The organism is Chryseobacterium sp. POE27, assembly GCF_039727685.1.
Lineage (GTDB): Bacteria > Bacteroidota > Bacteroidia > Flavobacteriales > Weeksellaceae > Chryseobacterium.
The window spans coordinates 656,045-669,478 of sequence record NZ_CP152475.1 but is presented as its reverse complement, the minus strand read 5'-3'; the positions used below and the strand labels follow the sequence as shown (position 1 = coordinate 669,478).

Sequence of the window (13,434 nt, the reverse complement as noted above, 5' to 3'; positions counted from 1 at the left end):
GATGGTGGTTACAGGGTAAGGAATTAATCAATTGACATCGGGCTCAGAAACAATTCTGTGGAGAAGCTGAAACGCTCTCCTGTAGCTTCCATTTTGGCATTAATGGCAATTTTTACTTTCTTCTTGATTTCGGTATGTTCTTTTGTGTCGTAAGTATGCTCTACAATCTGAATATGAGCATCAATCTGCGGATTTACAATACGCGGTTCGTATTCCTGGATCTGTCTTCTGAGGCTTTTGATGAAAACGTTTTCCCAGACAGCACTGGTGACGCCATTGTCGAATTCGAGATTCCAGACGTCGTTTCCGTAATTTTCATCATATCTGTTTTCGCCTTTTTTGGTGGTGATCAGCAGCATGATATTATGGGCAATACTTTCTCCCATGTCGCAGGTGTCGATACTTCCTCCTTCCGTCATTAAGGTCGACGGAACAAAAGGCATTCTGTAATTTGGTGTGTCCATAATTTCTACTTCTTGGTTACTTCATAATTGTCATTTGCCTGAAGAGAATACCAAATTAATGATTTTTCATGAAATATGGTACGGTCATATTGTAAAATTGGTTAATATTTTTAATAATCATATTTACCGGTGAACAAATCCTTACTCTGTTTTTTTTGAAGTTGTTTAATTTTTTTCAGAAAAGGCAAGGATATCTTTTTACTCTGTTTCAAAATATGGTAAATGTATAGTTTCATAAAAACGGAGTTTCGTTTTAAGGAATTTTTTTAAGAAATTAATTATTCTATACAACTCTTACTTTGTGTCTCATCGTGTTCAGGTGAAAAATCTTTATCTTAGCCTATTTCAGGGCATTTGTAGGGTTTAATCTAAATTTTTTTTGGGGTGTTCTTAAGAAGATTTCAGAATTTATCAGGATAAATCAGAAAAATCATCAGGATAAAATGACAAAATTACCTTGATAAATTTCCGAAATGATGCGGATGAATTTTCAATGGTATGCAGATGAATGTTTTTACCTGGAAATAAAAAATGACCATTTTTTATTTATTCATCATTTTGTGGTATCTGTTTTTTTTATACATTCGTACTCAAAATACAAAATGTTTAACTTTTTAAAATGAAAAAAAATGCCTATTACATTTAATGTTATTTCGAGAAGAAGCCCTCTTGCTCCAAATGAACCTCCAAAATTTTACGCTGATATTGTAGGAAATGGCCAGACTACTTTTGATGATCTTGCCAAATACGCATCTACCGTTTCAACGGTTTCCAAGGCCGATATTCTTGCCGTGCTGGAAAGTACATTCTCTAAAATCGCTGATGATGTGGCTGATGGTAAGATCGTTTATGTCGGGGAATACTTTACCCTCCAGGCCGGAGGTTCCAGCGAAGGAAAAGAAACTGCAGAAGAAGTAAATGCTTCCTGTATTACTTCCCTGAAAACTATTTTTCGTCCGGGTAAGCTGATCAAGCAGGCTATGAAGCTTGCTGAAATCAGGAAAAAAGACTAACCAAGAGGCTGTCCTAAAAGTTTGGGCAGCCTCTTTTTTTTACGCCTGAAAATTAAACAAGTAATTTTTATGCTCCGGAGGAGCAATATCTGTGTAGCAGAAAAAAATAATAGAATATCGCAAGCACGCTGTAGGTGTGCTATGATAAGATAGAACTCCTCCGGAGTTCTGGTACAATATGCTGATATTGATCTACACAGATATTGCTCCTTCGGAGCAAATTAGAATGATGGTATCCTACGCTGTGCTATAAAATCATTATTTAAAAACCCTAACTGTCAGATAAAGTCGTGGCTATAACAAAAAAGGACTATCCAAACTTTTCCCGGTGCCCGCGATGTAAAATAGGAAGAGATAATCATTGCGGGACTTGGAAGTTTTCTTACAACGTTAAAAATTGGATGACTAATCGTAAATTAATATGCTTGGTTTTTATTAAGCAATTTTTGATTTTAAGAATATAAAAAACTGAAAATTAAAAATTTGCGAGTGACTCATCATGCATAAAATAATTTTTTTGGACGTTCCGTCAATTTGGTTATCTTTGGGAACTAACTATATATATCTATATGAATACAGAGACTATTGACAACATTAAAATGATAGCGGAAACGGCAAGAGAGTTTGCTGAAAAAAATATTAGACCTAATATTATGGAGTGGGATGAAAGTCAGACTTTCCCGAAAGATTTGTTTCATGAGTTAGGAGAAATGGGGTTTATGGGAATTGTTATTCCTGAGCAGTACGGAGGTTCAGGACTTGGATATCACGAGTATGTTACGATTCTGGATGAGATTTCCCAGGTTGATCCCTCTATCGGGCTTTCCGTAGCAGCACACAATTCACTTTGTACCAATCATATTTATGAATTCGGAAATGAAGAACAGCGAAATAAATGGCTTCCTCAATTAGCATCAGGAAAAGTGATCGGTGCATGGGGACTTACTGAGCATAATACTGGATCTGATTCCGGGGGTATGTCTACCACTGCAGTGAAAGATGGTGATGAGTGGATCATCAGCGGAGCGAAAAACTTTATTACGCATGCTATTTCCGGTGATATCGCGGTAGTAATGACAAGAACCGGTGAAAAGGGTGCAAAGAATAATTCAACAGCTTTCGTATTAGAAAAAGGAATGCCTGGCTTTTCTTCTGGTAAAAAGGAAAATAAACTGGGAATGAGAGCTTCTGAAACGGCAGAATTGATTTTCGATAATGTTCGTGTTCCGGATTCTCACCGTTTGGGAGAGGTTGGTGAGGGTTTCAAACAAGCCATGAAAATCCTTGACGGAGGAAGAATTTCTATTGCAGCTTTAAGTTTGGGAACTGCCAGAGGGGCTTATAAAGCGGCTTTAAAATATGCAAAAGAGAGACATCAGTTTGGAAAGTCAATTTCAGAATTTCAGGCCATCAACTTTATGCTGGCAGATATGGCGACTGAGATTGATGCATCAGAATTACTGATTCAAAGAGCAGCTACTCTGAAAAATGCCAAGCAGAAAATGACTAAAGAAGGCGCTATGGCAAAACTATACGCTTCTGAAGCTTGTGTGAGAATTGCCAACAATGCCGTTCAGATCTTCGGAGGTTACGGTTATACCAAAGATTTCCCGGCAGAAAAAATTCTACAGAGATTCCAAGCTTTGTACAATCGGGGAGGGAACTTCAGAGATTCAGCGATTGGTCATCGGAAGAGATATCACCAAATAGGCGACTTAAAAAATTAGAATTATATCTTAATAAGTTAATAGTACACGTGTATTGCGTGTACTATTTTATTTTTATGGAATATATAGTCGTAATGTATTGCATAATGAATTAGATGGATTATCTAAATGTTTCTTAAATAATTTTGTTTTTCGTAATTAAATTTTTATTAGCTTTGGAATTCCACAATCAAAAAAGAATATATATGAAAAAACAATTATCATTGTTAGGAATGCTGTTTCTTTCCGGCATTTCATTCGGTCAGACCGACCGGCTATGGTCACCAAACTCAGGAAAAGTAACTTCTGAGATCTTTGAGAATAAAAGCAATATTATTAATCCTAAAGTTTACAGCCTTGATATTAACGGATTAAAAAGTGTTCTTGCCAAAGCACCTAAAAGGCTTACTGCGGGAGAAAAATCGGAAATTATTATTTCTTTTCCGAACGCTGAAGGAAGAATGGAAAATTTCAAGATCAGGGAAAACTCCAATTTTGATCCACAGCTTGCCGCTAAGTATCCTGATATCAAATCTTACGTCGGTGAAGGCCTTGAAAATCCTGCCTCAACGGTTTATTTCAGTGTTTCATCTTTGGGATTGTCGTCCATGGAAATCTATGGCGATAAATCTGCGGTCTTCATTGAGCCGTTTACCAAAGACCTTTCTGCTTATGTTGTTTATAAAAAATCTGATAAAAAAAGATGATCTCAGTGCATTTGAATGTACTGTACTTGATGTTGCCCAGAAAGGTGCAACGTCAAGTGACATGGCAGCAAGACCTAATGCTGATGATGCCAAATTAAGAACCTTCAGACTGGCTTTATCCTGTACAGGAGAATATACGGCGTATTTCGGAGGGACAAAAGCCAATGCCTTAGCCGCAATGAATAACACGATGACCCGTGTGAACGGAGTTTTTGAGAAAGATTTTTCCGCCAGAATGGTTTTAATTTCCAATAACGATGCTGTAATTTATACCAGTGCATCTTCAGATCCCTACTCTGCTGCATCGCAGATGAGTAACTGGAACTCTCAGCTACAGTCTACTTTAACATCCGTTATCGGTGAAGCCAATTACGATATTGGTCACCTTTTCGGAGCTTCCGGAGGCGGAGGAAACGCAGGATGTATCGGCTGTGTATGTACCAACGGATCAAAAGGAAGCGGCTATACTTCTCCTGCTGATGCCATTCCGTCGGGTGATAATTTTGATATTGATTATGTTGCTCACGAAATGGGGCATCAGTTTGGCGGAAATCACACTTTTTCTATGAGTAATGAAGGGACAGGAGCCAATATGGAACCTGGATCCGGATCAACAATTATGGGATATGCAGGAATTACAAGCCAGGATATTCAGCCGCACTCTGATGCTTTCTTTCACGCTATCAGTATTCAGCAGATTACCAATAATATTAAAGCTAAAACCTGCCCGGTAAGCACAAACACCGGAAATTCAATTCCGACAGCTAACGCAGGATCAGATTATACCATCCCGAAAGGAACTCCATTTATGTTAACCGGAACAGGAACTGATGCCAACGGCGATTCTTTAACCTATATCTGGGAACAGATGGATAATGCTTCTTCATCTCAGACGGGAGCAAGTTCGGCGGCCAGTGCTACCAAATCTTCGGGTCCTACTTTCAGATCATTTACTCCAACAGCTTCACCGGTAAGATATTTCCCAAGAATGGCTTCCGTTTTGTCAGGAGCAACCACTACAGCCGGTTCAGAGATTACTGTGGAAGCTTTATCTACTGTGGCAAGAACCTATAATTTCAGATTTACAGTTCGTGACAACAGAGCCGGAGGTTCAGGAAATAATTCCGATGATGCAGTAATTACAGTGAATGGAACAGCCGGACCTTTCAGTGTAAGCTCACAGAATTCTGCGACAACATATACAGGAGGAACATCTCAAACTGTTACCTGGAATGTTGCAGGAACTACTGCAAATGGTGTAAATGCCGCGAATGTTGATATTCTTTGGTCTACAGATTCCGGAAATACATGGACTACTCTACTTGCCGGAACGCCTAATGACGGTTCTCAGGCAGTAACAATTCCGAATTCATCTACGACGACGGGAAGAATTATGGTAAAAGGATCCAATCATATTTTCTTTGATGTGAATAATGCCAATATCACGGTAAATGCAGGATCCGGAACGGTAGATACAACAGCGCCGACGGCACCTTCATTAGCAGCTTCAGGAACCACTTCTACAACGACTAATCTTTCATGGTCAGGTGCGACGGATAATGTGGCGGTAACTGGCTACGATGTTTATCAGGGATCTTCACTGATCGGTTCTACGGCATCGACTTCTTATACGGTAACAAGTCTTACTCCTTCTACAACATACAGTTTCTCCGTAAGAGCAAAAGATGCAGCAGGCAATGTATCATCTTCAAGCAATACAGTAAGTGTGACCACGCTCGCAGGAAGTACCGTTTCTTACTGTTCAGCTTCTGCTAATAATACGTCTGATGAAAGAATCGGAAATGTAAAATTCGGTTCGATTAATAATACTTCGACAGGAACTGCCGGTTATGAAAACTTTACATCTGTTTCTACCAATGTTACCAGAGGAACTGCCTATACTATTTCTGTAACTCCTGTCTGGACGTCGACTGTTTACAGTGAGGCCTACGCTGTTTACATTGATTATAACGGAGATGGAGATTTTACAGACAGCGGAGAGTTGGCATGGTCTAAAACAGGTTCAACAACAAGCCCTGCAACCGGTTCGATCACCATTCCGTCTACAGCAACAATAGGAAGCACAAGAATGAGAGTTATGATGCAGTATAATTCCGTTCCTTCTTCATCATGTGGAACTTATACATACGGACAGGTCGAAGATTATACTTTAAATATTGTGTCATCCGGAAGAAATGAAACAGGGATAAAAGATCTTATTACAGATATTAAATTATATCCGAATCCTGCAAAAGATATCTTATATATCTCAAATACGAAAGCAGAAGATTACAAAATTTTCGATATGGGTGGAAAACTAATCAATTCAGGAAAACTTGAAAGAGGCTCTGTGAATGTAAGCAGCCTTATCAAAGGTGCTTATTTGATTCAGATCGGAGAAACTTCCAAGAGATTCATTAAAAACTAATAGCTTATTCAATTAAATTTGAAGACTGTCCGAAAACGGGCAGTCTTTTTTTTATGAAATCATTTTAATCCTCAATGGAGCTTATTATTTCATAAGCATAAGATTCAAATTAAGTGAAATTAAATAATTAAAACTAAGCATTCTTGTATTATTCAAAATATTTGTTTAAATTCACCATAACATAAAATACTAATAATCAACATTATGGAAAATTTAAAAAAAATTACAAGATCTGGATTAAAAGGAATTTACGGAGGAATTGAAACATGCATTCAAGATTGTTTTCAAGGATATAGAAAATGCTGTATCAAAGGAAAACCCTATCAATGTATACCAGATAGCCAAGTGTGTGCATAAAATAAGCTGAATAAGAGGCTGTCTCGCTTTTGAGACAGCCTCTTTTTTTGAGTTTCCTTCAAGATATTCTAAAAGGCTTTCCATCTAATGTCTAATCGATGAGTGAGCAAGTACCGAAGATGACCCAGTGGCTGTTTTAAACTTACAAAATTACTTCTCATTTTTATTTGCGGTAAACTTGTATATACTTACCTAAATTTAAATAAAACCTAAGTCTCAAATCCTGATTTATGAAACCTTATTTTTATATTTGCGTAAATAAAAAATATTCATGGATAAAATTGATAGTCTGAACCAGGTAGCAGAATTCCACACCACTTTTAAAGCACCCATTTTAGAAACTCCGCAGATTCCTTCACCGGAAAGATGTAATTTGAGGGTAGAACTTTTGCAGGAAGAACTGAACGAATTAAAACAGGCTATTGCCGACAATAATATCGTGGAAATTGCCGATGCATTGTGTGATTTACAGTATGTTTTAAGCGGTGCTGTTCTTGAATTCGGACTTGGCAGTAAATTTGTAGAACTGTTCAACGAAGTTCAGCGATCCAATATGTCGAAAGCGTGTGATAATGAAGAACAGGCAAAGGAAACCGTTGAATTTTACAAAGAAAAAGACGTAGAATCTTTTTATGAAAAATCTGGTGAAAAGTTTAATGTTTACAGAAAAGCGGATCATAAAGTTCTGAAGAACAAATATTACTCCCCTGCAGATTTAAAGACCATTATTGAAAAATAGCATGAAAAAAATTATTACAAATCTTGTTGCTGTTTCCGCTTTATTACTGGCAAATCAACAAATTACTGCACAAAAAGTAGTAGTGGGCCGTGAAGTGGAAACTACCAGCGACGGCAAAATGCTTTTAGGAAACCAACTTAAAGAAAAATTTCTCGAAGCTCCTTATGCCGACTGGTATGTAAAAGAGCATGACGAATATGCAATGGATCAGAAAGCCATCAGCGAACTTAAAAAAGATAAAATTAACAGTTACAATATTATTGTTTTTATGGGAACCTGGTGCGAAGACAGCCACAGAGATTTCCCAAGACTGATGAAAATCCTGGAGGAAGTAAAATATCCTGAAAGTAAGCTCACGATCATTGCCGTTAATCGCAAAAAAAGAATCGCCAACAGGAGATGAAGCACGCTATAATATTCAGAAAGTTCCTACGATCATCTTAGAAAGATATGGTAAAGAAATTGGGAGAATCATAGAAATGCCTACTACAGGATACATCGAAAGAGATTTGGTTCAGATATTAAAAAAAGATGATACATCAGTAATCAAAGAAATTTTTAATAAATAAATTTTGAGAAATCTAAAAATAATACTACCGTTTCTGGCAGGAGCTGTTTTAATGGTTATCCTGTTTTTCAGCTTTAAATCCTGCTTCAATCCTGCGGAGAAAACTGAAAAATCAGATTATTATATTCTGACCAACCAGATTTCAAAGATGAACAAAATGGTCGTTCTTGAGCAGAATACTTCATCAATGCAGAAAACAAAGATGGGCTATGAGTTTTTCGGAAAAGAAATGTCCAGCAACAGTATTATTACCTATACCAAAACCAATGCGCAGGTTTCTTATGATCTTAATAAAATGAAAATTGAGGTTGATTCTGTCAATAAAAAACTCATTATTACAGAATTGCCGGAAGCGGAAATAAGAATTACTCCAAGTGTTGAAATCCAGTCACTTGATGATTCTTTCTTTAACAGGATTTCTGAAAAGGATATTAAAAATGTAACACAGAAAGCCAAAACTACCGCAATTAATTCAATCGATCAGAACAGGCTGAGAAATGAAGGCCGTCAGCAATTATTGGAAAATCTTAATACTATTTTTGTTTTGGCAAAGGCTTTGGATTACAAGATAGAAGACCAGACAGGAAAGCTGGGTATTTTAAAATTGTAAAACGTAAAAAGCTATGGAACCGCAAGAAAAAGACAAAAAGCAGGAATCTGCAAACTCCGCAGAAACCAAAAAACAAAATCAGGATTTCCCTAATATTCCTGCATCATCGAAAAAGACAAATCCGTCTGATGTAGATAAAGAAGATGTTCAGAAATCTTCAAACAACAATAAATCAGGAAAGACGGATAATACTGAAGAATAATAAAAAGGTTCTGCTTCAAAAGAAGCGGAACCTTTTTCAGAAAAAAATATACAAATAAAAATCAAACCGTAAGAAAATCGCTCCGCCGTACGAATTTATGGACTCTTTACTACTTATCTAATTGCAGCGAAGCGAAATTTATATTAGACAATGGTAGATTTTCCGAGCTTTACATTTTCAAAGTTGTAATAAGATTTCTCGGAATATTTAATAAAATCTGCAATAAAACTTCCCACTTCACTCGTAGAATAAGGTTGTTCAGCATTCAGATCTACCGTTACATATTTATTTTCAATAGCGTGTTCTACAGACTGTCTTAATTTTTCCGCTGCCTGTTCCAGCTTTAAATAATCAAGCATCATCGCCGTACTCAGAATGGAAGCAATCGGGTTGGCGATTCCTTTTCCTTTCGCCTGTGGATAAGACCCATGAATAGGCTCAAATAAAGCATTACCATTACCTATCGAAGCTGAAGGAAGCAATCCGATTGAACCACCGATCACACTCGCTTCATCCGAAATGATATCTCCGAACATATTTTCTGTTACAATAACGTCAAACTGTTTTGGATTTAGAATCAATTGCATGGCAGCATTATCAACAAACATAAAATCCAGTTCTACATCGGGATATTCTGCCGCAATTTCTTTGCATATTTTTCTCCACAGCCTGGAAGTATCTAATACGTTGGCTTTATCGATTAGCGTTAATTTTTTTCTACGCTTCTGTGCTTCCTGAAAAGCCATGTGAACGATTGGGGAAATTTCATCACGGTTATATTTACAAATATCGTAAGCATATCCGGCTTCTTCATCCGTAAATTTTTCACCAAAATAAATTCCGCTCACCAACTCCCTGAAAATCTGAATATCAGTTCCTTCAATGATTTCTTTTTTTAAAGGACTTTTCTCAATTAAGGAACTATAAGTTTTCAACGGTCTGATGTTTGCAAAAAGCCCGAGCTCTTTACGAAGCTTCAGCAGACCCTGCTCGGGACGTACTTTTGCATCAGGATTATTATCAAAAGAAGGATCTCCGATCGCTCCGAAAAGTACCGCATCAGATTCTTTGCAGATTTCCAGTGTTTCATCCGGTAAAGGATTTCCTGTTTTATAAATCGCTTCGGCGCCCATCAACCCATATTTAAATTCAAACTGATAATGAAAAGCTTCAGCAATTGCATCCAGAATTTTCATGCTTTCCGCTACTACTTCCGGCCCGATTCCGTCTCCCGGAAGAACTGCAATTTTAAAGTTAGTTTTCATAAACTTTTTGTGTTTTTAATTCAAATTCTGTGATTGACTTCTTTCTGCTGATTAAAAAGTCAATATCATCGTAACCATTCATCAGACATATTTTTTTGTAAGAATCAATTTCAAAACTTTCTGTTTTATCGTTAAAAGTAATCGTTTGCTTTTCAACATCTACTAATATTTCTTTTTCAGGATTTTCAGTAATATCCGCTAAAATTTCTTTTAAAAAACTTTCGGAAATTTTTACAGGCAGCAACCCATTATTTAAAGCATTTCCTTTAAAAATATCTGCAAAAAAACTGGAAACAACAACTTTAAAACCATAATCCGTTAAAGACCACGCCGCGTGCTCACGACTGCTTCCGCAACCGAAATTGTTTCCTGCAACCAGAATCTCACCGCTGTATTTTGGATTATTCAGAACAAAATCAGGATTTGGCTCATTTGTATGAACATTGTATCTCCAGTCTCTGAAAAGATGATCTCCAAACCCTTTTTTATCAATACTTTTTAAAAATCTGGCCGGAATAATCTGATCTGTATCTATATTTTCTACCGGCAAAGGAATCGCCGTGGATTTTATTGTGATTAATTTTTGCATTTTTATCTAAATTATTAATGTGAAAAGTGAATTTAACTTCGTAAGTGAGTGATCAATTTATTTCATACTGAATATTCACGATTAACTATTGATTTTAAAAAAATTCACCTTTAAATCAGTTTTCAAAAACCGAAATTTTCCCTTCAACGGCAACTTTGGCAGCCGTTAAAGGACTTGCAAGAATCGTTCTTGCGCCCTGTCCCTGTCTACCTTCAAAATTCCTGTTGGAAGTCGATACGCAATATTCACCTTCCGGAATTTTATCGTCATTCATCGCCAGACATGCGGAACATCCCGGCTGCCTGATCTGAAACCCGGCTTGATTAAAAATAGTATCCAGACCTTCTTCAAAAATCTGTTTTACCACCTGTTGTGAACCTGGAACAATTAAAGCCTGTACATGTTCTGATTTTCTTCTTCCTTTAATATAATTTGCCGCAGACCGGAAATCTTCAATTCTTGCATTGGTACAGCTTCCGATAAAAACATAATTCACTTTGATATCAGAAAGTGCCTGTCCGGCTTTTAATCCCATATATTTCAGTGCTTTTTTCTCAGAATCATTTTGCGGATTCGGAATATTTTGTCTGATGGAAATTCCCATTCCCGGATTGGTACCGTATGTAACCATCGGATAAATTTCGGACGCATCGAAAGAAAATTCTGCATCAAAAGTTGCGTCGTCATCCGTTTTCAAAGTTTTCCAGTAATCTAATTTCTCTTGCCATTCTTCACCTTTTGGTGCGAAGGTTCTTCCTTTTACATAATTAAATGTCGTTTCATCAGGAGCGATCATTCCGCCGCGGGCGCCCATTTCAATGCTCATGTTGCAAACCGTCATTCTGCCTTCCATTGACATTTCTTCAAAGACATTTCCGGAATATTCGCAGAAATACCCTGTTCCGCCATCGGTTCCGACTTTTGAAATAATGTATAAAATCACGTCTTTTGGCTGAACGTTTTTATTTAACTGACCATTTACTGTGATTCTCATAGATTTAGGTTTGTTCAGCAATAAACACTGACTTGCAAAAACCTGTGCGACCTGGCTTGTTCCGATTCCGAAAGCAATAGATCCGAAAGCGCCATGTGTTGAAGTATGACTGTCACCGCATACAATGCTCATTCCAGGCTGTGTAACGCCTAACTCCGGAGCAATGATATGAACAATCCCCTGATAAGGATGGCCTAAACCATATAATTCAATATTATTTTTTTTACAATTTTCAGTTAGCTGTTCAACCTGATTTCTGGAAGAATCATCGCGTATCGGCTTATCCTGATCCCATGTCGGAACATTGTGGTCTGCCGTGGCTACAATCTGCTTTGGCCTGAAAACTTCCAGATTTCTGGACTCCAGTTCTGCAAAAGCTTGCGGACTTGTCACCTCGTGAATCAGATGTTTGTCTATGTATATAATCTGAGGTCCGTCAGGAATTGTTTCTACTACGTGCGCATCCCAGACTTTGTCAAAAAGTGTTTTTTTATCGCTGTTCATTTTAAATTATATCTAAAAGAAAATCTATCCTTCTACCCTATTTTTCTCGTTACATTTTCGATGATTAAACTTAAATCATCATTATCAACTTCTTTTTTACGGTCAGCCACTTTCAGAAACTCTTCATATAAAAAATCGAGTTCATTTTTAGTAACATCAAAACCGATATGCTTGAATCGGTAAGCCAGAGCAGAACGTCCGCTTCGTGCAGTCAATACAATGCTTGAAGAGCTTACGCCAACTTCTTCGGGATCAATAATTTCGTATGTCTCCCTATTTTTAATCACCCCATCCTGATGGATTCCTGAGCTGTGCGCGAATGCATTGGCACCTACAATTGCTTTGTTGGGCTGCACAGGCATACCCATTAATTCTGAAACCAAAATGCTTATAGGATTAAGCATTTTAAATTTAACATCTGTATGTAGCTGTAAATGCGGATGCTGTCTGAGAATCATCACAACCTCTTCCAAAGCGGTATTTCCGGCTCTTTCTCCCAGTCCGTTGATAGTACATTCGATCTGTCTCGCTCCGTTGATCGCGCCTGCTATGGAATTCGCAGTGGCCATTCCCAAATCGTTGTGGCAGTGACAGGAAAGAATTGCTTTATCAATGCCTTTTACATTTTCTTTTAAATATTTTATTTTTGCGCCATATTCTTCGGGCAGACAATATCCTGTTGTATCAGGAATATTTAAAACGGTAGCGCCTGCTTTAATTACAGCTTCGCAAACTTTTGCCAGGTAATCATTATCCGTTCTTCCGGCGTCTTCAGCGTAAAATTCTACATCTTCCACGAAAGTTTTGGCATATTTTACGGCTTGTACCGCTCTTTCAATAATATCTTCCCTGTTGGAATTGAATTTATATCTGATATGAGAATCCGATGTTCCGATACCTGTATGGATTCTTGGTCTTCTGGCAAATTTTAAAGCTTCCGCCGCGGTTTCAATATCTTTCTGATTTGCTCTTGTCAGCCCGCAAACTTTTGCATTTTTCACTAATTTTGAAATTTCCGAAACGGAATGAAAATCTCCCGGACTTGAAATAGGAAAGCCAGCTTCGATAACATCTACTCCAAGTTCATCCAGTTTTTCGGCTATAATTAATTTTTGCTCCGTATTCAATTTACAACCCGGCACCTGTTCTCCATCACGCAGCGTGGTATCAAAAATTTCGACTTTTTCGGAATTCATAATGAAGTTTTTTACTTAATTTTGAATCAAAACTAGAGAGTTGAAACGTTTTTCTCTTTTCATAGTTTTAAAAAAATACAATACTCAAAATA

The 13,434-nt window shown here is 37.3% G+C and carries 13 protein-coding genes and 1 pseudogene; 9 read left to right on the top strand and 5 right to left on the bottom strand.

What is annotated here, in order from left to right; genetic code table 11:
• Positions 1-23 precede the first annotated feature (23 nt).
• Positions 24-464, bottom strand: a complete 441-nt coding sequence (locus AAHI02_RS03035; RefSeq protein WP_346985388.1) for a GPW/gp25 family protein — start codon at positions 462-464, stop codon at positions 24-26.
• Between the two features lie 629 nt (positions 465-1,093).
• Here AAHI02_RS03035 and AAHI02_RS03030 point away from each other — a divergent pair.
• From AAHI02_RS03030 to AAHI02_RS02990, 9 genes and pseudogenes are all read left to right on the top strand, one after another.
• A complete protein-coding gene (locus AAHI02_RS03030) occupies positions 1,094-1,477 on the top strand; it encodes a DNA-binding protein (protein ID WP_346985387.1) in 384 nt (127 codons plus the stop codon).
• A gap of 569 nt (positions 1,478-2,046) precedes the next feature.
• Positions 2,047-3,187: pseudogene (locus AAHI02_RS03025) on the top strand (acyl-CoA dehydrogenase family protein).
• Positions 3,188-3,389: 202 nt separating this feature from the next.
• Positions 3,390-3,890: a hypothetical protein gene (locus AAHI02_RS03020; protein WP_346985386.1), complete on the top strand. Its 501-nt coding sequence runs from the start codon at positions 3,390-3,392 to the stop codon at positions 3,888-3,890.
• Positions 3,856-6,318 (top strand): reprolysin-like metallopeptidase, encoded by a 2,463-nt coding sequence (locus tag AAHI02_RS03015; RefSeq protein ID WP_346985385.1) that lies wholly within the window; start codon positions 3,856-3,858, stop codon positions 6,316-6,318. Before AAHI02_RS03020 ends, AAHI02_RS03015 begins: the two co-directional genes overlap by 35 nt.
• A gap of 628 nt (positions 6,319-6,946) precedes the next feature.
• The gene (locus tag AAHI02_RS03010) at positions 6,947-7,414 is read left to right on the top strand and encodes a nucleoside triphosphate pyrophosphohydrolase family protein (RefSeq protein ID WP_346985384.1); all 468 of its coding nucleotides are present in this window, start codon (positions 6,947-6,949) and stop codon (positions 7,412-7,414) included.
• 1 nt (position 7,415) lies between these two features.
• On the top strand, positions 7,416-7,817 hold the full coding sequence (locus AAHI02_RS03005; RefSeq protein WP_346985383.1) for a hypothetical protein: 402 nt from the start codon (positions 7,416-7,418) through the stop codon (positions 7,815-7,817).
• The gene (locus tag AAHI02_RS03000) at positions 7,777-7,983 is read left to right on the top strand and encodes a hypothetical protein (RefSeq protein WP_346985382.1); all 207 of its coding nucleotides are present in this window, start codon (positions 7,777-7,779) and stop codon (positions 7,981-7,983) included. The genes AAHI02_RS03005 and AAHI02_RS03000 overlap by 41 nt, the downstream gene beginning before the upstream one ends.
• A gap of 3 nt (positions 7,984-7,986) precedes the next feature.
• Positions 7,987-8,592 carry a DUF4230 domain-containing protein gene (locus tag AAHI02_RS02995; RefSeq protein WP_346985381.1) on the top strand — a complete coding sequence of 202 codons (606 nt, stop codon included), beginning with the start codon at positions 7,987-7,989 and terminating at the stop codon, positions 8,590-8,592.
• A 13-nt stretch (positions 8,593-8,605) separates the two neighbouring features.
• The gene (locus AAHI02_RS02990; RefSeq protein ID WP_346985380.1) at positions 8,606-8,794 is read left to right on the top strand and encodes a hypothetical protein; all 189 of its coding nucleotides are present in this window, start codon (positions 8,606-8,608) and stop codon (positions 8,792-8,794) included.
• Between the two features lie 143 nt (positions 8,795-8,937).
• Here the strand turns inward: AAHI02_RS02990 and leuB are convergent, their stop codons facing one another.
• From leuB to AAHI02_RS02970, 4 genes are all read right to left on the bottom strand, one after another.
• On the bottom strand, positions 8,938-10,059 hold the full coding sequence (gene leuB / locus AAHI02_RS02985) for a 3-isopropylmalate dehydrogenase (protein ID WP_346985379.1): 1,122 nt from the start codon (positions 10,057-10,059) through the stop codon (positions 8,938-8,940).
• On the bottom strand, positions 10,049-10,648 hold the full coding sequence (leuD, locus tag AAHI02_RS02980; protein ID WP_346985378.1) for a 3-isopropylmalate dehydratase small subunit: 600 nt from the start codon (positions 10,646-10,648) through the stop codon (positions 10,049-10,051). Before leuD ends, leuB begins: the two co-directional genes overlap by 11 nt.
• A gap of 115 nt (positions 10,649-10,763) precedes the next feature.
• Positions 10,764-12,146 (bottom strand): 3-isopropylmalate dehydratase large subunit, encoded by a 1,383-nt coding sequence (gene leuC, locus AAHI02_RS02975; protein ID WP_346985377.1) that lies wholly within the window; start codon positions 12,144-12,146, stop codon positions 10,764-10,766.
• Between the two features lie 32 nt (positions 12,147-12,178).
• Positions 12,179-13,342 (bottom strand): 2-isopropylmalate synthase, encoded by a 1,164-nt coding sequence (locus AAHI02_RS02970; protein ID WP_346985376.1) that lies wholly within the window; start codon positions 13,340-13,342, stop codon positions 12,179-12,181.
• Positions 13,343-13,434 lie beyond the last annotated feature (92 nt).